The organism is Enterobacter sp. FUJ80071 (assembly GCF_038739915.1).
Classification (GTDB): domain Bacteria; phylum Pseudomonadota; class Gammaproteobacteria; order Enterobacterales; family Enterobacteriaceae; genus Enterobacter; species Enterobacter kobei.
The window spans coordinates 2942798-2968813 of sequence record NZ_JBBXKH010000001.1 but is presented as its reverse complement, the minus strand read 5'-3'; the positions used below and the strand labels follow the sequence as shown (position 1 = coordinate 2968813).

Sequence of the window (26016 nt, the reverse complement as noted above, 5' to 3'; positions counted from 1 at the left end):
GGATCCTCATTGGCGCGCACCTGGCTGTTTCTTTTTGAGACTCTCAACCCATTGGTCGATCGCCTTGTGGTTATATAAGCACTCGCTGTTTTCCTTTGGGACGCTGTCAGGAGACATATGGACGTACTCCCTGCCGCAGAGCCAGCTTTTTTTACGGGCCCGCGCTATCGTTCCCGGGCGGAGCCCTGTCATTTTCACAAGCAGGTCTTCTGTCACCCACTCACTTGGCACGATTTGAATAATTTCGCTCATGATCGCTCCTATGACATCGTTTTATAAAATTGCGGCTGGTCTGGTGTGGCCGCGCGAAGTTCGTATTCGTAATGAATCTGATAAGTGCCGCCATCCCAAGCGACATAAACCCGGGCCTTATCGTTTTCCGGCTCCAGCAGGCTTTCTATTCTTCCTCTGATCCCGCCGGTCTTCTTCTGGACTAATGCACCCACATTAAAAGCAGCCATTGCACACCTTCCGGTTCGTGAAGAAATGAGATGAGAGCGCCCAGCGCCATAAGTGCGGCGATGAGCCAGGTCATGGGGTTTGATTGCATAGGGCGCTCCTGCTGTAACGTGGTTAGCGGATGTCGATGTCAGGGATGATTACGGAAGGTTTGAAGGTGACGCGATAGTGGTTCACGCTGGCGTTCGTGCCGCTAAGATCTTCCATGAACCAGGTCACGTTATCCGACAGGCCGAGCATGTGCTTTTTGTAGACGCCTGGTCCGGTCTTGCAGATGACGCCCAGGGTACGATCGGTGCTGGTGTTGTCTTTGGAGCAAAGTCCTGTGATCTCCAGCATGAATTCGCCGGTGATGCCGTTATAAAAAACAAAGCGACGCTGAGCTTCGAAATTGTCCGCGGCTTTGCTGACGTTACGACTGGCCACATCCGCGTCATTCACATCACACGCAGACAACGCCAGAACAGCCAGTAGCAGTAAACCTTTTTTCATTTTGTCACCTGTAAAAAGAAGCCCGACGCGGGGCCGGGCAAAATGGATTACGTGGCAGTGCTTTCGCACCCAATAGCCAGCTCATAACTGGCTATCAGTTGCGTCAATCGTCTTCATCTTCGTCCCAGTCCTCGTCGTAATATGGCGAGGCGAGAAGTGGGTTGGTTGCTGAGAGAATCTCTCCGGCGGCGCCCTGCCGCTGAAGTCGACGAAGCGCTTCGTATAGCTCGAAAGCCTCGGTTCGCTCGTCACCTATATCGAGGGCGCATGCAACCTTGTGCGCCTCGGTGACCAGAGTTGATAGCTGGTTTCGGATGTCATGAATGGTGCTCATAGTTCTCCTTACGCCGCACGCCGGGCGCGCAGCGATTTAATGTGCTCTGCTGTTTCGATTTCTTCGGCGATCCGCTCAGCCTGTGCTTTGGTCAGCGGCTCGAATTCATGCTGAAAGCGGCCTATGCTGGCGATGCAGGTGCGACCGTTGCGGATGTATTCGAATACGTTCACCAGACGTCTACCGACGGCGGCCTGAAGTACGTAACGGAATGGATGTGCATCGGGATCGGCAAATACGATTACGAGTCTGTGCGCTACTCAGAATCAAGCCTGGGCTCTCTTGCTGGTGCCGAATTCCAGTTCTTCCAGCCTGGCGAAGTAATCCCGCAGATCGTCGAAGGCTACGGGTTTGATGACGTTGACGGTCAGGAGGTTCCGGGGCAGAACGAAGCCAGCGACTTCCCTATCGAAACAGCCACCGCAACAACAGTGGTCAGCGGAACGTATTCCGGCGGCCAGATTGCGATGAAAATCATTAAACAGGCCGAGTTCGATTACTTCATGGGGCTCGTACTTCCGCATGCAGTTACCTTCACGATAAACGTGACGTACAACACCGCATCTGGCAGTGTAACGAAGGATGCAACATTCTCCGGCACGCTGATCTCCGCTGTCGAAACAAACGACGGCGCGGTGGTTAACCCGGTTCGCTGGTACACCTTCACGATGAACCAGCTTGATGGTCCACAGGATATCCCGTCTAACGCGACGATAAACACCACGAAGTTCATCCTCAATGACAACGAGGCTCTGATCGTCGGACCGTTCTTCTCTCCTGTCGAGTCAACGCAGTTGTGGCTGCATACCCAGTCTAGCCTTGGAGGAAATAAGGAAACGAACTGGAAGGTAGTCATCTGGAAAATCGACGACGATTATAACCAGGTGCCAGGCACCCAGCAGACTTTCACATACCGGCAGACGACACCGCATGACTCAACAAGTGAGGTGTTCTACCGCACAGACAAAATCACACCGTCCGGCGGCTTTGGTAAATACGCGGTCAGCTTCCAGCGCACGGATAACTCCAGCGACGCGTCTCTGTTGAAAGTCGAAGAGATCCACAGCATCAATATCCGGACAAACGTTGTTCAACAGCATCAAACCGAACGCTGATAACACGGTATCTCTGACCGTCGCGGAATACAGCGACGCCATCTACCAATAAGACTTTTCCCGACAATCCCAACCCGGCCACTGCGCCGGGTTTTTTTATGGAATCAATATGGCTACGCAACCTACCAATTTGCCTGTCCCAAGCGAATCACCGCGCGATCTGAAGTTTAACGCTGGTAAAATTGACGAGTTCGTTACGTCATTTTCACAGTGGTATGTCGATCGCTTTGGTGTACAGCATTATACGATTGAAGGGCTGAAACAGCTTGTTCTGCAGCAGATCTATAACCTTGGATGGAACCTTAAAGGTACATTCCAGGGGGGCGGAACGGTGACGGCTGCCGGTGACCTTTTACAGGACACATCAACCGGGATTTGGTATCGATGGGATGACCTTTCGTCGCTTCCAAAAACTGTTCCAGCAGGTTCAACGCCATCATCTGCTGGTGGCACTGGCCCCGGAAAGTGGCAGCCTGTCGATGTAGCAGATGTGCTGAGGAAAGACCTGGCAAAACCATCTGGTGCGGGATTATCTGGGTATGATGCGACAGTTTCATATCCTGCCAATACTGTTGGTGCCGAATTAAACAATCGCAGAAAAAATATGGTGTTTGCGACAGCGGACGCCGGAATTCACAACGACGGATCTGACGTATCCACTCAGGTTTCAACCTTCCTGAACGCCAACAAAGGCAAGTTCATTGTCTTTGACTCAGGAACCTACATGTTCGCCGGTGTCGTGCTTTCTGGTACTGGATGGGAAGGAACAACCATTTACTTCAAAGGCAAGCACCTGCTGAAGCCAGACACCACCGGCACTAACACGCCCGGATATGGTGGATTTATAGGTTTAATTCTCACCAAGACGGTAAATGATCTTACTCTTTACTATCGTGGTGACGGTAATAGAACACTTCAGTACAATAGGGAACATATCTTTAACGTTGCTATATATGGTTCTACTAATTTATCAATCCCATATTTTAAATGCGATGAAATAAGGGGGGATGGACTATATATAAACTCAGAAGATCAGACAAGCTCTTCTGCACAAAACGCAACGAATATAAATATTGGTACAGTTTTAGGTAGGAATTCATCAATTGATGGAAGAAATCTAATTTCAATTGTTTCATGTAATAGGGGAAATATAAAATCTTTCATTTCAGAAAACATTGGTGGTGTTGTTGGTGGTTTTCAACAGCCTGGTGGGTTGGATGTTGAACCTAACAATCTTCCTGGATGCTTGGTTAGAGATTTCGTTATTGAATATGCATCTTCGGTCGGGGCTGGTGGTGTTTACTTGGTTACTGATTGGACAGCCAATCCCAAAAAAATCCAAAACTGCCATGTCTTGAAAGCATTAGTGCGAAACGGGCAGAAAATAAGGATGTACGGTACTGATCAATCCTCTATAAACGGAGAATGTATTTCTAGCGGTATAGATAGCTCGGTTGCAGCAGAAGGCAACACAAACGGCTCCATGACGGTTAGGGTAATAAACTGCGTTACAGTGGCCTTGCTAGGTACGCAAAGTACTAACTATGACTGTAAATTCACATTTTACGGAAGAAAAATATCAAACGCTGGAGTTATTACCGGCGGTCAGTATAGATGCGACATGGATCTAGACTTTGATGATTGGATTGCAGGCGGTAACATGATAGGCCTGTGGTTTAGAGATCTTAATAATGTTGGTTCTTTAGTTCAAAACGGTAACCGCATTAAGTTGAGATGCCCAAAAACAACCAATATATCAAGAGCGATACAATATACTCCAGGAACGTCGGCAATTACATTTAGTGGAGATAATGTGCTTTATGACTCCATCTTCACTGACTGGCCGACATTTGACGTAATACTAGGTGCTGCAGGGCAATACCTTACCAAGGAAGGCAAGATGCCGTTCCTGACCACAGCAAATGGTGTTCCATCGAATGGTACATGGAAGCAAGGAGATTTTGTATACTATGCAAACCCATCCACCACCAATAAATTTTATGGCTTCTACAGGATAACTACAGGTAGCGGTAACGTTAACGGGACAGATTGGGGAACAGTTGTGTTCTCCTGATAAAAATGGGCGGTTATTTACCGCCCGTTAATTTGCACTCAGAACGTTATTCTTCTGTTATACACAAGGAACGTGTACCCATTGTAATTCAGTATCTCATCAGCTTTCCCGACCTGATTCTGTGCGTTTGTCACACACTCACCAACATCTGTACACTCATGGCCTTTGGTGATAGCTATGAACTGCCTTGTAGGTGTCTTTGATCGAAACTCGTCCGTATACCACGACTTAAATGTCTGAACCCTTACATATTTATCATGGAAAACCGTGTTATTCTCCATGTGGAGTGGGATAACAGTTATGTCTCCCTCAGACAGCAGGTTTACAGTCTGAGACATCTTCCAGAAGTCACCATATCCGTAACGTAAATCATGAGATTTCAGGAAATCAATATGGTTAAGAATCTCGACAACGTATCTATTCTTGTAGTCAATGGGCCCTTTGTATGAGTTAATGCTTGTTATTACAAGTAGAGCAATAGTCAACTTAAACACCCAGGCAGATCTAACTGCCAGAAACGCCGCTAATAAAACAAGCACAGCAAAGGCAGGAATGACGTTAACAAAAAATCTAGGCGGACCGGGTGGCAAGGAAACATTGCTGATAATGAATGATGACACTATGCCCATTAGTGACATGTAGGTAGCAATGCCAATGTATCGCTGAATTCCGCCCTTCTTGAATGTGACTACAAAAGCCCACGTAGCTATAGACGCTGTTATGAAAAACGAAGCATAAAACGCATAACTGTTTGGAACTATCAGAATGTTAAGAGTCTCTCCAACAAGATTGATTGCAATTATTACATTTTCAATCATCTTCTCAACAGGAACTATATTGAACTTCTGTATAGGGAAACCCATGAGTATGGAAACAACATGTGTTACTGATAAAACCAAAGATACAGTTAGTATTGCAACATGAGCATAACCACTTCTGCTTTTCAATGCCATATACAATTCGCTTAGTATAATAGGCAAGAAATATGTAGGAGAAATCCACATATCAGAAGCATTTGTAAATATTAGCGTCAGGCCAACAAAACCCGTTATCAGTAAGCTTCTTTTGCTAATGTTGTAAGCCATTAGTGCAAGCATACACATACCAAAAGCATTGGTGGAGTTGTGAGCGAAAGGGTGCCCAACAAACCCAGCAAGGTACATTATCTCTGGCATGGCAGTCAGAACTATCACTGTAATGGCCCAGTACACATCTGAATCTGTGCATTTTTTGACTATATTGGCTGTAGTGAAAGTTAATACCACAGTATACATTGCCGTTGCTATGGTCAATGGCATAATGCCGTCATTGCCTAAGATATAGAACAGCAGGAAATGCAGCGGATACACGGTGAAAAACCAGCTATCTGGAGTCGGCCTCCAGTCAAACAGCGCCTGGTATCCGTTCTGCATAATCATGCGCCAAACCAATGAGCTGTTGGCATAGTCTGCATTTGGTGAGAAATATCGTGAAGTCAGGAAAACAATCACACATATAGATAGCGTAATTAAAGCTATTTTTGATGCCCGTACGGTAATATTACTCATTTTCTGCCACCAACATTTCTATTCCCTTTCAATATGTATCTCGGTCTTGATTTAACTTCCACATATATCCTGCCAATGTACTCTCCTAGCACGCCAACCCCTATAAGCTGTATCCCGCCAAGGAAAAGTATCGAAACCAACAGCGATGGATAACCGCGCACAGCATTACCGAAAGCAAGGGTGTCAATAATCATCCACGCGCCGTACAAGAAGGCCACGCCGGCAACGAACAAGCCAATATAAGTCCACATGCGCAGCGGGAAAGTAGAGAAGCTGGTAATCCCTTCAAGCGCAAGGTTCCAAAGTTTCCAGCCATTGAATTTCGTGCTACCTGCCACTCGTTCTGCGCGTGCATACTCGACAACATCGGTCCTGCCACCAACCCAGCTTAATATGCCTTTCATGAACAGGTTGCGTTCCGGCATGAGCTTTATGTTCTCCACGACCTCACGAGACATCAGGCGAAAATCACCTACGTTTTCTTCAATCTTTGGATTACTGATTTTATTGTGTAGCTTATAGAACCACTCGGCAGATTTACGTTTTAGTCGGCTGTCGGTTGACCTATCAGAGCGCTTAGCCAGAACCATATCTGCGCCAGACTGCCACTTCTCTATGAGGTGCGGAATGACTTCGATAGGGTCCTGCAAATCTACATCAATCGGGATAATCGCTTCACCGGAGGCATGGTCAAGGCCAGCGAATAGCGCAGGCTCTTTACCAAAGTTTCGGGTGAATGACAGAGGAACCACGAGCTGGTCAGCGATAGCAAGTGCGTTAATGATGGATTCTGTAGCGTCTTTGCTGCCGTCGTTGATGAAGACAATTTCGACTTCATGCTGCTTTAGCCCTTCAAACTCGCGCACGGTTTTATAGAAGATTGGTATTGCTTCCTCTTCATTAAACACCGGAACGACCAGAGAAATTTTCATTTCGCATCCCTAAAGACAATGAACTTTGAATAGATGAAACCGCAAACAAGGCTGATTGCGGAGAATACGATTAACGTGATAACAGGTGCCATGCCTGATTTATCTGCCGCCCAGCCCACCGCAGCGCTCAGCGTGCCCATAAACCCGACATACAGCATGTAGCGCATGGTCGTGGTTGATGACTTAAATGTGAATCTGGCATTGGCGAAGAAGCTGAACGATACAGCGACAACGAACCCGGCAAAGTTGCCAAGCGCCTGACCTGTATGAAATGCGTAGATGCATATGGCGAACACCACCCAATGAATGAGTGTGTTGATAACACCTATCGATGTGTACCTGGCGAATAACTTTAACATTATAGAAATCAGTGAATTCGGAAAGGTCTGAAGTTTAGCACCAGCCAGCGACTTGATCGACCCTCATGTTTGACGATACTGTATATATAAACAGTGTGCGCCGGGAGACCGGTAGAGATCAAGGGGTGAAAGTCCCCGACCATTGAAGGACCAGCAATCCACAAGGTCCCCGAGTCATGCGTTGCATACCGCGAGGTATGGGGCGAAGCGTTGACAGGGGTGTTGACAGGCCAGCCATTGAGCCACGAAATGTATATTAAATTACCGGGTGCCGACGTTGTACTGTTAACGGAAGGCAACATCATAGGGTGCGATACTGCGAGTGCCACATGGACCCGGCGGGGTCTGAGACCCTGGCATGTCAATACGATCTCTACGCGGGAACCGGGAGATCTCCCCTCTGACCATCTGCCAGTGTCGGAGATGGCCCGCACCGGGAAGACGAGGAGTCATAGCCGGTGATGTACGGAGAGGAGAAGTCGGACTCGCTCATAGTAGCGGCGAAGCAGGCGAACAACCCGAAAGGAGCGGAGTCAGTGGAGCGAAGGAGCGGGGCCAAGGGGAACGCGGAACAGCCACACATGCGCCGGACACAGAGCCGGGAAAGCATGTCACAGAGGCTGTCACGCGTGCGGGAAGCTGCGAAGCAGCGGAAGAAAGAACGGTTTACAGCATTGTTCCACCTGCTGACAGTCGAAGCACTGGAAGCCGCATTCCTCTCCCTGAGCAGGAAAGCGGCCGCCGGAGTGGATGGCATCAGGTGGATGGACTACGCCGGAAACATGAAGAACAACATAACAGATCTGCACCGGAGGCTACATCAGGGCAGCTACAGGGCGCAGCCCGGCAGGCGTCACTACATCCCAAAAGCGGATGGAAAACAACGCCCGCTCGGCATCGCCTCGCTGGAGGACAAGATCGTCCAGTATGCGCTGGTGAAAATCCTGAACGCAGTCTATGAAAACGACTTTATGGGGTTCTCATACGGGTTCAGACCCGGGCGAAACCAGCACGATGCACTGGACGCACTGGCCACAGGGCTGGTACGCACTAACGTAAACTGGGTACTGGATGCCGACATCAGTCAGTTCTTCGACAGGGTGAGCCACGAATGGCTGATCAGGTTCACAGAGCATCGGATCGGCGACCGGAGGGTAATCAGGCTCATACGTAAGTGGCTCACAGCCGGGACGTCGGAGGAGGGTCAATGGCGAGCAACGGAGGAAGGCACCCCACAGGGTGCGGTCATCTCACCGCTGCTGGCAAACATATACCTCCACTACATCTTCGATCTGTGGGCGCATCAGTGGCGACGTCGCTATGCCACAGGCAATGTGGTAATGGTCAGATACGCCGATGACATCGTCATCGGGTTCGACAAACGATACGATGCCCGGCGCTTCCGTATAGCCATGCAGCGCAGACTGAGGGAGTTCGGACTCACGGTTCACCCGGAGAAAACCCGTCTGATGGAGTTCGGCCGCTTCGCTGCCGAAAACCGTGCCATCAGGGGAAAAGGCAAACCAGAAACGTTCAACTTCCTCGGGTTCACGCACATCAGCGGGAAAGATCGCAACGGCAGGTTCATGCTGATACGAAAGACCCGCCGGGATCGGATGACGGCAACTCTGAAAGCCATCAAAGACGGTCTGCGAAGGCGCTGGCATTACTCAATCCCCGAACAGGGAAAATGGCTCAGGAGAGTGGTTCAGGGATACCTGAACTATCACTCGGTACCGGGCAACTTCCCCACCATGCAGAAGTTCAGGACACACGTAACAAACCTCTGGCGCCGGGCGCTCAGGCGCAGGAGCCAGAAGGATGATACGACCTGGACGAAAGCAAACAAACTGGCAGCCGCATGGCTACCAAGGGTTCGGGTTCTTCATCCATGGCCTGTGGAGCGGTTCACCGCCAGACACCCGAGGCAGGAGCCCGGTGCGTAAATCGCGCACGCCGGGATCTGTGCGGGGGGTATCCGGTAACGGGTATCCCTACCGCGACACTGATGTAGGGGTAAATATGCCACGCACAGCAGACATAAAGACCGCCTTTATTGCGGCCATACAGTTAAACCCAAAGGGCTACCAGTACCTTCGGACCGAGAGCTTCATCGAGAAGCTGCGTGAGTACAACTGGCACTTTACCCGGTCAGATGCCAATGCATGGATAGAACGTTACCAGCAAGACTTTGTGGATAAGACAACAGACCACAGCGATAACCGATACTGGATCCTGCGTAACATGGGGAGGGTACAATAATGGGCTTTCCTTCACCGGCGTCAGATTACGTTGAGCAACAGCTCTCACCTGTTGTGCTGTGTAACATTGGAGCGGATAGCAGAGTGCTTGAGACAGATATTGGCTTTGCGGTTATCGAGCCGTGCGTGAAAACCTGCGAAGGGGATGTCCTCCTGATTCTTAGCGATGGGCGCACGCAGTTTGCCAGGCTGATGGGCAAGGCGCTCATTACAGATGATGGCGAGGCAATAGAAGGTGCTGCGCTTGCAGATGTGGAGGTGTTAGGAGTGGCGACGTTCTTCATCAACCGAGTAAGGGAAGATGACTATCCGGTGGTGTAATGGGGCATGGATGGGACACAAAACAGCACTCGCTCTAAGATGAACTTAGACGACTGATGTTTTCGACGACTATAACCATCTGTTATTTGGTGCGCTCTTGGACGATCTTTGTCGATTATGAAAAATGTATGCTCATGTGATGGGGATGCAGGTTTAAGCCCTTTATCTTCGCTGGCAGCCGCAGCGCTTTAATGCCACAATATTTTTTTCTTCGAAAGCAGGAAAGATGATGAAAAAAATAGCAATTGCTGGCGCGCTGCTGGCACTGACCGGGTGCGTACAGGTCGATAACTATCAGGATGTGATCAAGCATCCTGTCCCGGCGCATCTGGCGGGATACTGGCAGTCAAAAGGACCGCAGAGTAGCCTGGTCAGTCCTGAAGCGATTGCCACGCTGGTGGTGACCGAAGAGGGCGATACGCTGGACTGCCGACAGTGGCAGCGCGTGATTGCCGTGCCGGGTAAAATCATGCTGCGTTCAGACAGCTACTACAACGTTACCCGCAAGCTGGATATCTATCCGCTGGAGCGTGATGGCGCGACGCTTGAGTATGACGGGATGGAGTTGCAGAAGGTTGACCGCCCAACGGTGGAATGTACTGATTACCTGAGCAAAAACCCGCTGGAGAGTAAACTACCGTAGCCGTTTGTTGCCGGGTGGCGGCTTCGCCTGGCCCGGCCTACAAAAGTACCGTCCCGTAAGCCGGGTAAGCGTCAGCGCCACCCGGCATTGTTTCTACAGCGCATCTTCTATTACCCAAACGCTGACACTCCCTCCATTACAGGTAAAGGTGCCTTCGCCATCTGCCGCGGTGGTGACCGTTTCTTCGCGATTGCCGAGGAAATCACGCCACGTTTTGTCGCCGTAATTTTCCCCAAGACAAATCACTTTCTCGCCGTCGTCGCCGTTCGACATCACTACCACACAGCCGGGATCGTCTTCCGTACCGCTGCGGCTGAAGGCGATGCAGTTAGGATGGTCAAAAAACAGGGTCTGCACGCCGTGGGCAAAACGCTGCCGGGCGAGGATCAGTTCATGAAGCTGCTCAATGACCGGCATGTCGATGTGGTAGGTCTCGCCATCTCCACCCGTATCGTCATAGCTCGCCCCGAAGAGATCCGGATAAAACACGCTCGGCACGCCGTTTTCCCGCAGCAGGATCAACGCATACGCCAGCGGTTTAAACCAGGCTTCTACCGGTGCTTCCAGCGCCTGCAAAGGTTGGGTGTCGTGGTTAGCGACGAGAGTGACCGCATGGAACGGATCCGCCTCCACCAGCGTACCGGTGAAGATCTGGCTCATGTCATAATCCCGTCCCTGACGAGAAGCTTCGTGGAATTTCATCTGCAGGGGAGCATCAAAGAGCATGGTTTTACCGTCGACCTGGTCAATATAGGCCTGCAGCTTATCCACCTCATGGGACCAGTATTCCGCCACAATAAACAGCGGCTGGTCAGCGACATCCTGGACGTGCTCAATCCACTCTTTATAAAACCAGGCGGGAATATGCTTGACGGCATCCAGACGAAAACCGTTGCAGCCCGTCTGTTCCATGACCCAGCGGGCCCAGTATTTGATCTCTTCGGTGACCGCGTGATTGCGAAAATCAATATTCTCGCCCATCAGATAATCGAAGTTACCCATCTCATCATCAACCTGATCGTTCCAGCCTTCGCCGGTGTAGTCGTTGACGATTTTAAAAATGCCGTCTTCATCCGGGTTTTCAATATGGTCCACGCCGCTGAAGCATTTGTAATCCCAGACGAATTGGGAATATTGCCCGGCCCGGGCAGGGAAGGTATAGCGGGTCCAGGCTTCACACTCAATGATTTCATCATCAATTTGCGTGCGGTCCTGCTCGTTCACGCGCTGAACGCGGACAGGTTCTTTCTCGTCTGCCCCCATCTTGTGGTTCACCACGACGTCCAGCAGCACGGCGATATCATTGCTTTTCAGCGCCTCAATGGCCTCCAGCAACTGCGCTTTGTCACCGTATTTCGTGGCAATACTGCCTTTCTGGTCAAATTCGCCGAGATCGAACAGATCGTATGAGTCATAGCCAACCGAATACCCGCCGGACGCACCTTTATACGCGGGGGGAAGCCAGATCATATTGATGCCGATTTCATTAAGATTAGGGGCTAACGCCGTGACTTCGCGCCACAATTCACCGCCAGCAGGGTAATACCAGTGAAAACATTGTAAAAGTGTTGGGTTGCGCATGCACCATCTCCATGAGGTCGCGAGACTCAAGTATGGCGCAGGTTTGGCAGAAATGCTGGCGTACGAAACGGTTAATGCTCGTACGCCAGTAAAATGGCTAACTGATATCGCTATTACTTTGCGGAACCAGGACATGGCCGCCTTGATTACCGTAGGTGGAGAGAACGGTTTTCTGGATGGAGGATTGCCCAACCAGCTTCGCCAGCTCATCCATTCTGGCTTGCAGCAATGTTTTTACCTGGCCTTCGTTGTCCAGGATCACCCGCAGCGTCGGGCGAAGCTGCTCCTGAATCTGCATCGAAGGTTCACTTTCCTGAGTGAGACGAGCCAGTGAGTGCACCGCATTAACATAGTCGGTTTCACAGATGATCAGATCATCCCATAGCCCCTGCCGGGCCAGTCGCAACATCAACTGGCTCTGCTCAAGGAGTTGCTGATAAAGGGTATAGAGCTGCGGTGCATTACTCATTAGACGGCGTCCTGCATCAGTTGTGGGGTACCGGCAACCTCCTTCCACCCGTCAGCGATATTGCGCAGCAATGTTTCCACCTCTTCGATGGCGCTGGCGTCGTTATTCACATTGGCGTGCAGGAGGCGACGAACCATATAGGCATAAAGGGCGATCAGGTTTTGTGTGAGCTCATCACCATTACTTTCCACCAGGCCGACCTTCAGACCGTTCTCGATAATGTTGATCGCTTTCGAAATCGCGAGTCCCTTTGCCGGGATATTGCCGTCTTGCAGGAACAGACGCGCGCGAACCAGCGCGCTGAGGGCTCCATCAAATAGCATGATAACCAGCTGTTGCTGGCTGGCGCTCATTACCGCGCTTTCAACCTCTATTTTTGCGTAGGCTTGTGTACCTTTTGCGCCGTACATGTTATCCCCCTCGGGTCTGATTAGCGTTTACTACTTGTTGCTGGACGTATTTTCAAACTGCTGCGTCAGGTAGCTACTGGTGTTGTTCAATGAGGTCATCAGTACGTCCAGCTGGGTAAACTGAGCTTTATACTGTGCCACACGAGCATCAATACGATCGCTGACTGAGTTGTATTGATCCGTCAGCTTGTTCAGCGTTTTGCTGACCCCATCTTTTGCCGCCTGGATAATCCCTTTGCTGGAGAGCCAGTCAGTCAGATTGGTGGCCATGGTGGTGGTGATACCGGTGGCTTTACCGTCGCCCACAACCAGATCTTTTACGGCGGTCGGGTTATCAGTTAGCGCTTTTTTCAGCTTCGTGCTGTCCAGCTCCAGTTTGCCTGAGCTTGGGTCTGAGGTAATGCCCAGTGACGACAGCGTCTTATAGGTGGTGCCGCCTACGGTGTTGCTCAGCATGGTTTTCAGCTGGGTCTGGATCGTACGCAGCGTGCTGTCACCGAGCAGGGCACCGTTGCTGGCATCCTGTGCATCTGTACCTGCATCCACCGCCGTATATTTGGTTAATGTTGCAAAGCTGTCCTGAAGGGTGTTGTAGGCATCCACCCAGGCTTTCATTGCCGTTTCCGCTTTCGACGTATCTTTGGTGATCGTCAGCGTCTGGTTGCCGGTGGTGACATCGTTCAGGTTCAGGGTGATATCTTCCAGCGCATCGCTGATGGTGTTGCTGCTGTTTTCGATATCTACGTTGTTCACCTTCAGCTTCGTGTTCTGCGCGGTGACGCTTTCCGTCATCCCGTTGCTGGCGTCGGTGCTGGTGCCGTTATAACCCATAAAGGATTGCAGAGCGCTGTCGCCGCTCACGCTGATGCTGACCGCGTTGTCCGCCCCGGTTTCGGTAGAGGTGATGGACAGACGATACTGACCATTACCGACGTTAATAATACTGGCGGTGACACCGGCATCCGCTTTGTTAATGGCATCACGAATGCCGTTCAGCGAGGAGTTGGCCGCGCTGATATCTACCGTCACCGGTTTTTTACCGTTGCCTGCGGTAAAGGTAATTTTGCTATCTGTCGTGGCGATAGCGGTTTTAGTATCCGCCTGGGTATTTTTGGTGGTCAGCGTTTGCGCCTGCGCCAGCTGCGACACGCTAACGGTGTATTTACCCGCAATCGCGCTGCCGGAGGTGGTGGCGCTGAATGCCGTGGTGCTGCTCGCCGTGCTGGTGGCCGTAAACAAGTCGGCTTTATTCAGCGCGGTGTTGGCGGTCTGAAACGCTTCCAGTGAACTCTTCAACGTGCCGTAAGCGCTCAGCTTGGCGGTATAAGATGACTGTTGTTTGGAAATCGGTGTCAGCTGCTCTTTTTCGGCCTTGGTCAGACTATCCAGAATGTCTGCTAACTGAAGACCCGAACCAATCCCCAATGATGAAATACTTGCCATATTTATTCCTTAATCTATCGACACGTAGAACGAATAGTGGGGTTATCGGCCTTAATGGGGGAAAGTTTACGGTTAATTTCTTTTTTTTAATGGCGGGAATAACGGTAATAGAGAAGAGTATTTCCGTGGCTAAAAAAATTATCGAGATCCTGAAAAAAAATCTAAAGGTTGTTTTGGACCAGACGATAACACCTTTGACGGCGATGAAGCCGAAGGGTGGAAACCCAAATCTAACCAAACAGATTTGATGAACAACAGGAATCGAAATCATGGCACAAGTCATTAATACCAACAGCCTCTCGCTGATCACTCAGAACAACATCAACAAGAACCAGTCTGCTCTGTCTTCTTCTATCGAGCGTCTGTCTTCCGGTCTGCGTATCAACAGCGCAAAAGATGACGCTGCGGGCCAGGCTATCGCTAACCGCTTCACCTCTAACATCAAAGGTCTGACTCAGGCTGCACGTAACGCAAACGACGGTATCTCTCTGGCGCAGACCACTGAAGGCGCGCTGTCTGAAATCAACAACAACCTGCAGCGTGTTCGTGAACTGACCGTTCAGGCGACCACCGGTACTAACTCTGATTCTGACCTGTCTTCAATCCAGGACGAAATCAAATCCCGTCTGTCTGAAATCGACCGCGTATCGGGTCAGACTCAGTTCAACGGCGTGAACGTACTGGCTAAAGACGGTTCCATGAAGATTCAGGTTGGTGCGAACGACGGCCAGACTATCTCCATCGACCTGCAGCAGATCGATTCTTCTACTCTGGGTCTGAACGGCTTCTCTGTTTCTAAAGGTGCACTTGATGTTGGCGCAGCAGTAACTCAGGTTGCTAATGATACTGGTGTAATGAAAGATGTTGACTTGTCTGCTGTTGCTGACAAACTTGGTGTTTCTAAAGATTCACTGACTCTGCACAATATTAAAGGCACTAACCAGTATGTTGTTCAGTCCGGGAATGATTCTTACTCTGTTTCAGTAGATAACGCGGGCGCAGATGCTGGTAAAGTTGCCCTTAACACCACGGATGTTACTTATGGTGATGCGGCAAATGGTATTGTGGCTGATGGCGCTTCTCAAACCGCGCAATTAATTAAAGTCGGTACGAAAACTAACACTGATGGTACCACTGCAGTTGTTGGTTATGTCACTATTCAGGGTAAAAATTACCAGGCTGGCGCCACAGGTGCTGATGTTCTGGCTAACTCTAACGATGCGACAGCGCCGACTACTGGAGTTGATACTACTGCCATTGAACTGAGCTCTGGCACCCGAGGTGCTGCAACTGTTACTGCCACAGATACTTTCTCAGGCTCCGCTACAGTTGATCCACTGGCACTGCTGGACAAAGCTATCGCGTCTGTTGATAAATTCCGTTCTTCTCTGGGTGCGGTACAGAACCGTCTGAGCTCTGCGGTAACCAACTTGAACAACACCACCACCAACCTGTCTGAAGCGCAGTCCCGTATTCAGGACGCCGACTATGCGACCGAAGTGTCCAATATGTCTAAAGCGCAGATCATCCAGCAGGCCGGTAACTCCGTGCTGTCCAAAGCTAACCAGGTTCCTCAGCAGGTTCTGTCTCTGCTGCAGGGCTAATCGCCTGATAATGCTTAAACCCCGCTTCGGCGGGGTTTTTTATTTAGCGCTATTCGCATAACCCCCCAAATAACCCCTCATTTCACCCACTATTCACCCAATTGAAACCCCTGCAGAATCGGATAATCATGCCGATAACTCAATTAACGCAGGGCTGTTTATCGTGAATTCACTCTATACCGCTGAAGGTGTAATGGATAAACACTCGCTGTGGCAGCGTTATGTCCCGCTGGTGCGTCACGAAGCATTGCGCCTCCAGGTGCGCTTGCCGGCGAGCGTGGAACTTGACGATCTGCTACAGGCGGGCGGTATCGGGTTATTGAATGCAGTTGACCGATACGACGCTCTGCAAGGAACGGCATTTACGACTTACGCAGTTCAGCGTATTCGTGGTGCGATGCTGGACGAACTGCGCAGCCGTGACTGGGTGCCGCGAAGTGTTCGCCGCAACGCGCGCGAAGTGGCGCATGCGATGGGGCAGCTGGAACAGGAACTGGGACGCAACGCAACGGAAACCGAAGTGGCGGAACGTCTTGGCATTGCTGTTGAAGAGTATCGTCAGATGTTGCTCGATACCAATAATAGCCAACTCTTCTCTTATGACGAGTGGCGCGAAGAGCATGGCGATAGCATCGAGCTGGTGACGGATGAACACCAGCAGGAAAACCCGTTACACCATTTAATGGAAGGGAATTTACGCCAGCGCGTAATGGAAGCGATTGAAGCGCTGCCTGAACGCGAACAGCTGGTGTTGACCCTTTATTACCAGGAAGAGCTTAATCTCAAAGAGATTGGCGCTGTTCTGGAGGTGGGGGAGTCGCGGGTGAGCCAGTTGCACAGCCAGGCCATTAAACGCTTACGAACCAAGCTGGGTAAGTTATAGGTGATTTTTTCACCCGAAAAATGCCGCACAACGTATTGACAACCAGGAGTTATCATGACGGTGCAGCAATCAAAAAGACGGCCTTTAAGCCGCTACCTGAAAGACTTTAAACACAGCCAGACGCATTGCGCCCACTGTAAGAAACTACTCGATCGTATCACGCTGGTTCGCCGTGGCGAGATCGTGAATAAAATCGCGATCTCTCGCCTCGACACGTTGATGGACGAAGCGGCGTGGCTCGAAGAGCAGAAAGAGTGGGTGGCGCTTTGCCGTTTCTGTGGCGATCTCCACTGCAAAGAGCAAAGCGACTTCTTCGACATTATCGGCTTCAAACAATTCCTGTTTGAACAAACGGAGATGAGCCACGGCACCGTGCGCGAATATGTGGTTCGCCTGCGCCGCCTTGGACAGCATCTGACCGTTAACAACATCTCTCGCGATCTGCTAAAAACCGGTTATCTGGATGAGAATCTGGAGCCGTGGCTGCCTGCCACCAGCACCAACAACTACCGTATTGCGCTGCGCAAGTATGCGCAATATAAGGTACAAATGCCGGGCGCGATGAAGCAGAAAGGCCACGCCGGAACAACTTCTGATATATATTAAAAAAGAATAAGATGTAGCGCAGTCGCCTTTGACGTCGCAGGCGATTTCTCTACACTACGTAAAAATTCTACGCTATCGGGGTATTTATGAAATTAGCACTTCTGGGTCGTCAGGCGTTGATGGGCGTTATGGCCGTGGCGCTGGTTGCGGGTATGAGCGTGAAAACGTTCGCTGCAGAAAATCTGCTGAACAAAGTAAAAGAGCGCGGAACGCTGCTGGTTGGGCTGGAAGGAACCTATCCTCCGTTCAGCTTCCAGGGCGACGACGGCAAACTGACCGGTTTTGAAGTGGAATTTGCCGAAGAACTGGCAAAACACCTCGGCGTGAAAGCCTCCCTGAAACCGACCAAATGGGACGGTATGCTGGCATCGCTGGATTCCAAACGCATTGACGTGGTGATTAACCAGGTGACCATTTCTGACGAGCGTAAGAAGAAGTATGACTTCTCCACGCCGTACACCGTGTCCGGTATTCAGGCGCTGGTGAAGAAAGGTAACGAAGGCACCATCAAAACCGCGGCCGACCTGAAAGGTAAAAAAGTGGGTGTCGGCCTGGGCACTAACTACGAAGAGTGGCTGCGCCAGAACGTTCAGGGCGTGGACATCCGTACCTATGATGATGACCCGACGAAATACCAGGATCTGCGCGTAGGTCGTATTGACGCCATTCTGGTTGACCGCCTGGCCGCGCTGGATCTGGTGAAGAAAACCAACAACACCCTGGCGGTTGCCGGTGATGCGTTCTCTCGTCAGGAATCCGGTGTTGCGGTCCGTAAAGGTAACGAAGACCTGGTGAAAGCGATCGACGCTGCGATTGCTGATATGCAAAAAGACGGCAGCCTGAAGGCGCTCTCTGAGAAGTGGTTCGGCGCAGACGTCACCAAATAAGTCTTTGACGTGAAAAAAGGCGCTTTTAAAAGCGCCTTTTTTATTTCTTACGCGTCTGCGTGCATAATGAAAAATATCACATTTTGTCTGAGTTACCGGAGAACCCATGTCACTACAGAATTTAACGCGCTTTCCCCGCCTGGAGTTTATCGGCGCGCCGACTCCGCTGGAGTATCTGCCGCGATTTTCTGATTACGTAGGACGCGATATTTTCATTAAGCGCGATGACGTGACGCCGATGGCGATGGGGGGCAACAAGCTGCGTAAGCTGGAGTTTCTGGCCGCGGATGCTCTGCGTGAAGGGGCGGACACGCTCATCACCGCCGGGGCAATCCAGTCCAACCACGTTCGTCAGACGGCGGCAGTCGCGGCGAAGCTTGGTCTCCATTGCGTGGCACTGCTGGAAAACCCGATTGGCACGCGGGCAGAAAATTATCTCACCAACGGTAATCGTCTGCTGCTGGATCTGTTTAATGTGCAGGTGGAGATGGTCGATGCGTTGACCGACCCGACTGCCCAGCTCGACGAACTGGCTACGCGCCTCGAAGCGCAGGGTTTTCGTCCTTATGTTATCCCTGTCGGCGGTTCGAATGCGCTGGGCGCGCTGGGTTATGTGGAAAGTGCGCTGGAGATCGCGCAGCAGTGTGAGGGGGCGGTGAGCCTCTCCTCCGTGGTTGTCGCGTCTGGCAGTGCAGGCACGCACGCCGGGCTGGCGGTGGGGCTGGAGCAGCTGATGCCCGAGGTGGAACTGATAGGCGTAACGGTGTCCCGCAGCGTTGCGGATCAGAAGCCGAAAGTATTCACGTTACAGCAGGCGGTGGCAGAGCAACTGGCGCTTAAGGCAAAAGCCGATATTCTGCTCTGGGATGACTATTTTGCGCCGGGCTACGGCACGCCTAATGAAGAGGGGATGGAGGCGGTTAAACTGCTGGCGCGCCTTGAGGGTATACTGCTTGATCCGGTCTATACGGGTAAAGCGATGGCCGGGCTTATAGATGGCATTACGCAGAAACGCTTTAAGGATGAAGGGCCGATTTTATTTGTGCACACCGGCGGGGCGCCCGCGCTGTTTGCTTATCATCCTCATGTCTAAAAATCAGGTCGAAAAATAATAATGCAAGAAAGTATACAACTGGTTATTGATTCACTGCCGTATCTGCTGAAAGGTGCGGTATTTACGCTCCAGCTGAGTATTGGCGGGATGTTCTTCGGCCTCGTGCTGGGCTTCGTGCTGGCTTTAATGCGTATGTCGCCCATTCTGCCGGTACGCTGGCTGGCGCGCTTCTATATCTCCGTGTTTCGCGGTACGCCACTCATTGCTCAGCTCTTTATGATCTACTACGGTTTACCGCAATTCGGTATCGAGCTGGATCCGATCCCGGCGGCGATGATTGGCCTGTCGCTCAATACGGCGGCCTATACCTCTGAAACCCTGCGCGCGGCAATCTCGTCCATTGATAAAGGTCAGTGGGAAGCGGCGGCCAGTATCGGGATGACGCCGTGGCAAACATTGCGTCGCGCTATTTTGCCACAGGCTGCGCGTGTGGCGCTTCCGCCGCTGAGCAACAGCTTCATCAGCCTGGTCAAAGATACCTCCCTGGCCGCAACGATTCAGGTGCCTGAATTGTTCCGTCAGGCGCAGCTTATTACCTCGCGCACCCTTGAAGTCTTCACCATGTATCTGGCTGCCTCGCTGATTTACTGGGTGATGGCAACGGTGTTGTCTGCTCTGCAAAACTATTTTGAAAACCAGCTTAACCGCCAGGAGCGTGATCCAAAATGAGTGCTATCGACGTTAAAAACCTGGTGAAAAAATTCCATGGTCAAACGGTGCTCCACGGGATCGATCTGGAAGTGGAGCAGGGCGAAGTGGTGGCTATTATCGGGCCGAGCGGGTCGGGAAAAACGACGCTGCTGCGCAGTATTAACCTGCTTGAACAACCGGAAGGGGGCACCATCCGGGTCGGGGAGATTACGATTGATACCGGTAAATCCATCAGCCAGCAGAAAGGATTAATTCGCCGTCTGCGTCAGCATGTTGGCTTTGTGTTCCAGAACTTCAATCTTTTTCCGCACCGCACGGTACTGGAAAACATTATTGAAGGGCCGGTCATCGTAAAAGGTGAGCCAAAAGAGGACGCGACGGCGCGTGCCCGCGAGCTGCTCGCTAAAGTTGGGCTGGCAGGCAAAGAGACCAGCTATCCGCGCCGCCTGTCAGGAGGCCAGCAGCAGCGCGTGGCGATAGCGCGTGCGCTGGCGATGCGCCCTGACGTGATCCTGTTTGATGAACCGACCTCCGCGCTCGACCCCGAGCTGGTGGGCGAAGTGCTGAACACCATTCGCCAGCTGGCGCAGGAAAAGCGCACGATGGTCATCGTGACCCATGAAATGAGCTTTGCTCGTGACGTGGCGGACAGGGCCATTTTCATGGACCAGGGGCGGATTGTGGAGCAGGGGCCGGCGAAAAGTTTATTTGCGGATCCTCAACAGCCGCGAACCCGTCAGTTCCTTGAAAAATTCCTCATGCAGTAGCATTTTTGTCCTTATTTGCTCCGGAAATCTTTTCTGGAGCAAATTATTCTCCCTGTTGCCCCGGGCGTCTGCTTTTTTATTCCACCCGACGCAGATAAGCCTTATCAATAGTAAAGTTAATTGTGTTATTGCCGATATTTTGTGGTTAGAAATAAGTTTTATGTGTTAGGTTATATTCACCATAATAATGATTATCTTTTCAGAGGCTTCTTTTAGTAAGTATGAAGGATTCAGACTTTTTCACCTGGCGACGGGATTGCTTCCTCCGGTTTCAGGAATTGACCTGTGCCGACGAGGTATATCAGGAACTTCAGCGACAAACGCAGGCGCTTGAATTCGATTATTACGCGCTCTGCGTGCGCCATCCCGTGCCATTTACGCGACCCAAGGTCTCGTTGCAAACCACTTATCCAAAGCAGTGGATGGCGCAATATCAATCCGCGAACTATTTCGCGATTGATCCGGTTTTAAAGCCGGAGAATTTCATTCAGGGTCATCTTCCCTGGACGGACGCATTATTCGCGGATGCGCAGGAGTTATGGCATAACGCACAGGATCACGGTTTACGCACGGGAATAACGCAGTGTCTGATGCTGCCTAATCACGCGCTCGGTTTCCTCTCGGTTTCCCGTACGAGTGTGCAGGATGTGCCGTACAGGCAGGAAGAAATAGAACTACGGTTGCAAATGCTGGTGCAAATGGCATTAACCACGCTGTTGCGTTTTGAAGATGGGATGGTGATGCCGCCAGAGATGAAATTCAGCAAGCGTGAGCGGGAAATTCTGAAATGGACTGCGGAAGGGAAGACGTCAGCGGAAATAGCGATCATTCTCTCCATTTCAGAGAATACGGTTAACTTCCATCAGAAGAATATGCAGAAAAAATTCAATGCACCCAACAAAACCCAGATTGCTTGTTACGCGGCGGCAACGGGACTGATCTGATTAGAGAGTACGTTCTGCGTGACAGACGAGCGGACGGCTGAATGCAGTGCATCCAGCCGTTTTTTGTTACTGGCGGTACGCTTGTTTAATTTGCTTAACGGTGTTTGCAAATACAGCCGATTCCGCCTGGTCTTCCATCTGCGCGATTTGCTTTTCCATTTTAATGATCACACGACCAGCATCAGCCTGGCCCATCGCCTGCAGCATCAGCGTCAGCAGTGCTTTCAGGCAGTTTACTTCCTGTGCCAGTTCCTGGTTATTCTCCGCAGTGGCAAATTCAGGTGTGCTCATTTATTTTCCTCATTATTAAACGGCGCTAAAGCGCGACGACGAAAGTCAAGGCGGCGGAGTATACCACAAGCTGTAGCAAAAAATGCAGCGGTTGTTTTTCGTACTTTTACTGCGCTGTTTATTTGCGTAAACTCCGCCAGGCGGTAGACTGATGCCCTGGTATGACTATTAATTGTTTATGAGTGGTTTGCTTACCGTTAATTATTGTTACAAAAATCTGAAAACTGTTTTCCCCGAGGAAAAGGAGCAAGGTTTTTGTAACTTTTTGAATACGGATGCTTAAAAAAAAGCGCAAAAGCCCTGATGGCAAGGACTCTCTTTCCACGGACTGTACAGGCTAATTTCCAAAAACGAGAGCAAAATCGAATAGCCGATTTTTTAACGTTTTAATCTTGTGAGGAAAACCGTTAATATAAACCAAATTATCACTCAGTAGCGTTATCCCTATTCTGGAGACATTTCCTTTGATCAACGTCCTTCTTGTTGATGACCACGAACTGGTGCGCGCAGGGATACGACGCATTCTTGAAGATATAAAAGGGATTAAAGTTGCCGGAGAGGTGTGCTGTGGGGAAGATGCCGTAAAATGGTGCCGCACAAACTCCGCCGATGTGGTGCTGATGGATATGAACATGCCCGGCATCGGTGGCCTTGAGGCAACGCGCAAAATTGCGCGTACCTTCGTAGATACCAAAGTCATCATGCTGACCGTGCATACTGAAAATCCACTGCCTGCGAAAGTGATGCAGGCGGGTGCGGCCGGTTACCTGAGCAAAGGTGCCGCTCCGCAGGAGGTCGTCAATGCCATCCGCTCCGTGTTTGCCGGGCAGCGTTACATCGCCTCTGACATTGCGCAACAGATGGCTTTGAGCCAGATCGAACCCGAGAAAAACGAGTCCCCGTTTGCCAGTTTGTCTGAGCGCGAATTGCAGATTATGCTGATGATCACGAAAGGTCAGAAGGTAAATGAGATCTCGGAACAGCTGAACCTCAGCCCGAAAACGGTGAACAGCTATCGTTATCGAATGTTCAGTAAACTGAACATTCATGGTGATGTTGAACTGACTCATCTGGCCATCCGACATGGTTTATGTAATGCGGAGACGTTGTTAAGTCAGTGAGTGATGTGTTCGATTCAAAAGCATTTCTGAAAACGGTAACCAGCCAGCCTGGCGTCTATCGGATGTATGACGCTGGCGGTACGGTTATCTATGTGGGGAAGGCGAAAGACCTTAAAAAACGCCTTTCCAGCTATTTTCGCAGCAACCTTGCCTCCCGTAAGACTGAAGCGCTGGTCTCTCTCATTCATAATATTGATGTCACCGTCACGCATACCGAAACCGAAGCCCTGCTGCTTGAGCACAATTATATAAAGCTCTATCAGCCGCGCTATAACGTGCTGTTGCGGGACGATAAATCCTATCCCTTTATCTTCCTGAGTGGCGATACCCATCCGCGTCTGGCGATGCACCGTGGTGCAAAACACGCGAAGGGGGAATATTTTGGTCCTTTCCCGAATGGCTATGCCGTGCGGGAGACGCTCGCACTGCTGCAAAAAATCTTCCCGGTTCGTCAGTGCGAAAACAGTGTCTACCGTAACCGCTCGCGTCCGTGTCTGCAGTACCAGATTGGTCGCTGCCTGGGCCCCTGTGTCGCCGGGCTGGTCAGTGAAGATGAGTATGCCCAGCAGGTGGAGTATGTACGCCTGTTCTTAGCCGGAAAAGACGATCAGGTGTTAACCCAGCTGATCGCGCGGATGGAAAAAGCCAGCGCCGCACTTGAGTTTGAAGAGGCCGCACGGATCCGTGACCAAATTCAGGCGGTGCGCCGGGTCACCGAGAAACAGTTTGTCTCGAATACCGGTGACGATCTCGACGTTATCGGCGTCTCCTTTGACGCCGGAATGGCCTGTGTTCACGTGCTGTTTATCCGCCAGGGCAAAGTACTCGGCAGCCGCAGCTATTTCCCCAAAGTGCCTGGTGGCACCGAGCTGGGGGAAGTGGTGGAAACCTTTGTCGGCCAGTTCTATCTACAGGGAAGCCAGATGCGCACGCTCCCCTCGGAGATCCTGCTCGATTTCAACCTTGACGATAAAACCCTGCTGGCCGATTCGCTTTCCGAGCTGGCGGGCCGTCGGGTCAACGTACAAACCAAACCCCGCGGCGACAGAGCGCGTTATCTGAAGCTCGCGCGGACCAATGCGGCGACGGCGCTGACCACAAAATTGTCTCAGCAATCGACGGTCAGCCAGCGGTTAACCGCGCTGGCAACGCTCCTGAAGTTGCCGGAAGTGAAACGTATGGAGTGTTTCGATATCAGCCATACGATGGGTGAGCAGACGGTAGCATCCTGCGTCGTGTTTGATGCTAATGGCCCGCTGCGCGCCGAGTATCGACGCTATAACATCACCGGCATTACGCCGGGAGACGACTATGCCGCCATGAATCAGCTGCTGCGCCGTCGTTACGGTAAAGCGATTGAAGAGAGCAAGATCCCGGATGTAATCCTGATTGACGGTGGTAAAGGCCAGCTTGGCCAGGCGAAAGCGGTATTTGAATCACTCGACGTTGAGTGGGACAAAAACCATCCGCTGCTGTTAGGTGTGGCGAAAGGGGCCGATCGTAAGGCGGGTCTGGAGACGTTGTTCTTCGAACCGGAAGGTGAGGGCTTTAGTCTGCCGCCAGACTCCCCGGCGCTGCATGTCATCCAGCATATTCGCGATGAATCGCACGACCATGCTATCAGCGGGCACCGTAAAAAACGGGCGAAGGTGAAAAATACCAGTACTCTGGAAACTATTGAGGGCGTCGGGCCGAAACGTCGCCAGATGCTGCTGAAGTATATGGGCGGATTGCAAGGATTACTCAACGCCAGCATGGAGGAAATTGCAAAAGTGCCGGGTATTTCGCAAGGGCTGGCAGAAAAGATCTACTACTCGTTGAAACATTGAGGGCTCTGTAGCAACATAGAGCTAAATTTTACTGACAACAAATAGTTACCGTCACTATGCAATATAATATCCCTACGTTGCTCACTCTCTTTCGTGTTGTACTCATTCCGTTCTTTGTGCTGGCGTTTTATCTGCCGGTTGTGTGGGCACCTTTTGCCTGCGCATTGATCTTCCTTATCGCAGCGGTAACGGACTGGTTTGATGGCTATCTGGCGCGTCGCTGGAATCAAAGCACTCGCTTCGGCGCGTTTCTCGATCCGGTAGCGGATAAGGTCATGGTTGCTATCGCGATGGTGCTGGTGGCTGAACACTATCATACCTGGTGGGTGACGCTGCCTGCGGCAACCATGATCGGCCGTGAAATCATCATTTCTGCGCTGCGTGAGTGGATGGCGGAGTTGGGTAAACGCAGCAGCGTGGCGGTCTCCTGGATCGGGAAAGTGAAAACGACCGCACAGATGGCGGCGCTGGTCTGGATGCTCTGGCGTCCAAACGCCTGGGTTGAGTGGGCGGGAATTGGTCTGCTGTGGGTAGCGGCAGTGCTGACGCTGTGGTCAATGCTGCAATATTTGAACGCTGCGCGCGGGGATTTGCTTGATCAGTGATCGTTTCGCCGTAATTTTCAGCAAACGATCCAGGGAAGCAAAAAATAACGTTGACTCATAACGTCATATCAGTAGAATGCAACGCATCGAACGGCGGCACAGCAAGCCGGACGATAATGAAATCAAGTGTTTAGAAGTTGACTTGATGACATGCGGGAATAGCTCAGTTGGTAGAGCACGACCTTGCCAAGGTCGGGGTCGCGAGTTCGAGTCTCGTTTCCCGCTCCAGATTAAAGACATGCGCAGTAGCGGGTGTCAGTTAGAAAAGTTTTAC

Annotated in this window: 28 protein-coding genes, 1 tRNA gene and 1 pseudogene; 18 read left to right on the top strand and 12 right to left on the bottom strand. The window is 51.1% G+C overall.

Annotated features, from left to right (window positions below):
- Positions 1–6 precede the first annotated feature (6 nt).
- The 4 genes from AAER43_RS14510 to AAER43_RS14495 form a co-directional block, all read right to left on the bottom strand.
- The gene (locus tag AAER43_RS14510) at positions 7–252 is read right to left on the bottom strand and encodes an excisionase family protein (RefSeq protein ID WP_039266677.1); all 246 of its coding nucleotides are present in this window, start codon (positions 250–252) and stop codon (positions 7–9) included.
- An 8-nt stretch (positions 253–260) separates the two neighbouring features.
- Positions 261–461, bottom strand: coding sequence for a hypothetical protein (locus AAER43_RS14505; RefSeq protein WP_001752726.1), 201 nt, complete (start codon positions 459–461; stop codon positions 261–263).
- A gap of 112 nt (positions 462–573) precedes the next feature.
- Complete coding sequence (locus AAER43_RS14500; protein WP_045281533.1) at positions 574–951, bottom strand: hypothetical protein; 378 nt, start codon at positions 949–951, stop codon at positions 574–576.
- A 103-nt stretch (positions 952–1054) separates the two neighbouring features.
- Positions 1055–1285, bottom strand: coding sequence for a hypothetical protein (locus AAER43_RS14495; RefSeq protein ID WP_126502143.1), 231 nt, complete (start codon positions 1283–1285; stop codon positions 1055–1057).
- A gap of 185 nt (positions 1286–1470) precedes the next feature.
- Here AAER43_RS14495 and AAER43_RS14490 point away from each other — a divergent pair.
- A pseudogene (locus AAER43_RS14490) lies at positions 1471–2376 on the top strand (phage tail protein); the annotation flags it as partial.
- A 133-nt stretch (positions 2377–2509) separates the two neighbouring features.
- Positions 2510–4474: a hypothetical protein gene (locus tag AAER43_RS14485; RefSeq protein WP_057057813.1), complete on the top strand. Its 1965-nt coding sequence runs from the start codon at positions 2510–2512 to the stop codon at positions 4472–4474.
- Positions 4475–4512: 38 nt separating this feature from the next.
- Here AAER43_RS14485 and AAER43_RS14480 read toward each other — a convergent pair whose 3' ends face one another.
- From AAER43_RS14480 to AAER43_RS14470, 3 genes are read right to left on the bottom strand one after another with little or no spacing between them, the layout of a single operon-like run.
- Positions 4513–6021, bottom strand: coding sequence for a hypothetical protein (locus tag AAER43_RS14480; RefSeq protein ID WP_057057814.1), 1509 nt, complete (start codon positions 6019–6021; stop codon positions 4513–4515).
- A complete protein-coding gene (locus tag AAER43_RS14475; RefSeq protein ID WP_057057815.1) occupies positions 6018–6953 on the bottom strand; it encodes a glycosyltransferase family 2 protein in 936 nt (311 codons plus the stop codon). The genes AAER43_RS14480 and AAER43_RS14475 overlap by 4 nt, the downstream gene beginning before the upstream one ends.
- Complete coding sequence (locus AAER43_RS14470) at positions 6950–7312, bottom strand: GtrA family protein (protein WP_057057816.1); 363 nt, start codon at positions 7310–7312, stop codon at positions 6950–6952. Before AAER43_RS14470 ends, AAER43_RS14475 begins: the two co-directional genes overlap by 4 nt.
- Positions 7313–7770: 458 nt before the next feature.
- On the opposite strand from AAER43_RS14470, the gene ltrA reads away from it, so the two are divergent.
- The 4 genes from ltrA to yedD all read left to right on the top strand — a co-directional run bounded on the left by ltrA (position 7771) and on the right by yedD (position 10537).
- The gene (gene ltrA / locus AAER43_RS14465; RefSeq protein WP_342701978.1) at positions 7771–9258 is read left to right on the top strand and encodes a group II intron reverse transcriptase/maturase; all 1488 of its coding nucleotides are present in this window, start codon (positions 7771–7773) and stop codon (positions 9256–9258) included.
- Between the two features lie 76 nt (positions 9259–9334).
- On the top strand, positions 9335–9574 hold the full coding sequence (locus AAER43_RS14460; RefSeq protein ID WP_025760167.1) for a hypothetical protein: 240 nt from the start codon (positions 9335–9337) through the stop codon (positions 9572–9574).
- Positions 9574–9894 carry a hypothetical protein gene (locus AAER43_RS14455; RefSeq protein WP_057057817.1) on the top strand — a complete coding sequence of 107 codons (321 nt, stop codon included), beginning with the start codon at positions 9574–9576 and terminating at the stop codon, positions 9892–9894. The genes AAER43_RS14460 and AAER43_RS14455 overlap by 1 nt, the downstream gene beginning before the upstream one ends.
- A 229-nt stretch (positions 9895–10123) precedes the next feature.
- A complete protein-coding gene (gene yedD / locus AAER43_RS14450; RefSeq protein ID WP_014884390.1) occupies positions 10124–10537 on the top strand; it encodes a lipoprotein YedD in 414 nt (137 codons plus the stop codon).
- A 93-nt stretch (positions 10538–10630) separates the two neighbouring features.
- Here yedD and amyA read toward each other — a convergent pair whose 3' ends face one another.
- From amyA to fliD, 4 genes are all read right to left on the bottom strand, one after another.
- Positions 10631–12118 carry an alpha-amylase gene (gene amyA, locus AAER43_RS14445; RefSeq protein WP_045135352.1) on the bottom strand — a complete coding sequence of 496 codons (1488 nt, stop codon included), beginning with the start codon at positions 12116–12118 and terminating at the stop codon, positions 10631–10633.
- Between the two features lie 97 nt (positions 12119–12215).
- A complete protein-coding gene (fliT, locus tag AAER43_RS14440) occupies positions 12216–12587 on the bottom strand; it encodes a flagella biosynthesis regulatory protein FliT (RefSeq protein WP_014884388.1) in 372 nt (123 codons plus the stop codon).
- Entirely contained in the window at positions 12587–12997 is a 411-nt protein-coding gene (fliS, locus tag AAER43_RS14435; protein ID WP_014884387.1) for a flagellar export chaperone FliS, read from the bottom strand. The genes fliT and fliS overlap by 1 nt, the downstream gene beginning before the upstream one ends.
- A gap of 30 nt (positions 12998–13027) precedes the next feature.
- On the bottom strand, positions 13028–14440 hold the full coding sequence (gene fliD / locus AAER43_RS14430; RefSeq protein ID WP_231069984.1) for a flagellar filament capping protein FliD: 1413 nt from the start codon (positions 14438–14440) through the stop codon (positions 13028–13030).
- Between the two features lie 269 nt (positions 14441–14709).
- On the opposite strand from fliD, the gene AAER43_RS14425 reads away from it, so the two are divergent.
- The 8 genes from AAER43_RS14425 (at position 14710) to sdiA (ending at position 21896) form a co-directional block, all read left to right on the top strand.
- Positions 14710–16044, top strand: coding sequence for a FliC/FljB family flagellin (locus AAER43_RS14425; RefSeq protein ID WP_050862768.1), 1335 nt, complete (start codon positions 14710–14712; stop codon positions 16042–16044).
- A gap of 163 nt (positions 16045–16207) precedes the next feature.
- The gene (locus AAER43_RS14420) at positions 16208–16927 is read left to right on the top strand and encodes an RNA polymerase sigma factor FliA (protein WP_014170714.1); all 720 of its coding nucleotides are present in this window, start codon (positions 16208–16210) and stop codon (positions 16925–16927) included.
- Positions 16928–16981: 54 nt separating this feature from the next.
- Positions 16982–17533, top strand: coding sequence for a flagella biosynthesis regulatory protein FliZ (gene fliZ / locus AAER43_RS14415; protein WP_014884383.1), 552 nt, complete (start codon positions 16982–16984; stop codon positions 17531–17533).
- Positions 17534–17619: 86 nt separating this feature from the next.
- Positions 17620–18420 carry a cystine ABC transporter substrate-binding protein gene (tcyJ, locus tag AAER43_RS14410; protein ID WP_014884382.1) on the top strand — a complete coding sequence of 267 codons (801 nt, stop codon included), beginning with the start codon at positions 17620–17622 and terminating at the stop codon, positions 18418–18420.
- A gap of 106 nt (positions 18421–18526) precedes the next feature.
- Positions 18527–19513, top strand: coding sequence for a D-cysteine desulfhydrase (gene dcyD, locus AAER43_RS14405; protein WP_050862769.1), 987 nt, complete (start codon positions 18527–18529; stop codon positions 19511–19513).
- A 21-nt stretch (positions 19514–19534) separates the two neighbouring features.
- Positions 19535–20203 carry a cystine ABC transporter permease gene (tcyL, locus tag AAER43_RS14400; RefSeq protein ID WP_014884380.1) on the top strand — a complete coding sequence of 223 codons (669 nt, stop codon included), beginning with the start codon at positions 19535–19537 and terminating at the stop codon, positions 20201–20203.
- Positions 20200–20952 (top strand): L-cystine ABC transporter ATP-binding protein TcyN, encoded by a 753-nt coding sequence (gene tcyN / locus AAER43_RS14395; RefSeq protein ID WP_014884379.1) that lies wholly within the window; start codon positions 20200–20202, stop codon positions 20950–20952. The genes tcyL and tcyN overlap by 4 nt, the downstream gene beginning before the upstream one ends.
- Before the next feature lie 221 nt (positions 20953–21173).
- Positions 21174–21896, top strand: a complete 723-nt coding sequence (gene sdiA, locus AAER43_RS14390) for a transcriptional regulator SdiA (protein WP_014884378.1) — start codon at positions 21174–21176, stop codon at positions 21894–21896.
- 66 nt (positions 21897–21962) lie between these two features.
- Here the strand turns inward: sdiA and AAER43_RS14385 are convergent, their stop codons facing one another.
- Positions 21963–22187 (bottom strand): DUF2594 family protein, encoded by a 225-nt coding sequence (locus AAER43_RS14385; protein WP_014832453.1) that lies wholly within the window; start codon positions 22185–22187, stop codon positions 21963–21965.
- Between the two features lie 464 nt (positions 22188–22651).
- Between AAER43_RS14385 and uvrY the strand changes: the two genes are divergently transcribed.
- From uvrY to AAER43_RS14365, 4 genes are all read left to right on the top strand, one after another.
- A complete protein-coding gene (gene uvrY / locus AAER43_RS14380) occupies positions 22652–23308 on the top strand; it encodes a UvrY/SirA/GacA family response regulator transcription factor (protein WP_023330806.1) in 657 nt (218 codons plus the stop codon).
- Positions 23305–25137, top strand: a complete 1833-nt coding sequence (uvrC, locus tag AAER43_RS14375; RefSeq protein WP_057057819.1) for an excinuclease ABC subunit UvrC — start codon at positions 23305–23307, stop codon at positions 25135–25137. The genes uvrY and uvrC overlap by 4 nt, the downstream gene beginning before the upstream one ends.
- Before the next feature lie 56 nt (positions 25138–25193).
- On the top strand, positions 25194–25742 hold the full coding sequence (gene pgsA / locus AAER43_RS14370; RefSeq protein ID WP_008500348.1) for a CDP-diacylglycerol--glycerol-3-phosphate 3-phosphatidyltransferase: 549 nt from the start codon (positions 25194–25196) through the stop codon (positions 25740–25742).
- Positions 25743–25894: 152 nt separating this feature from the next.
- Positions 25895–25970, top strand: a tRNA-Gly gene (locus AAER43_RS14365).
- Positions 25971–26016: the final 46 nt, after the last annotated feature.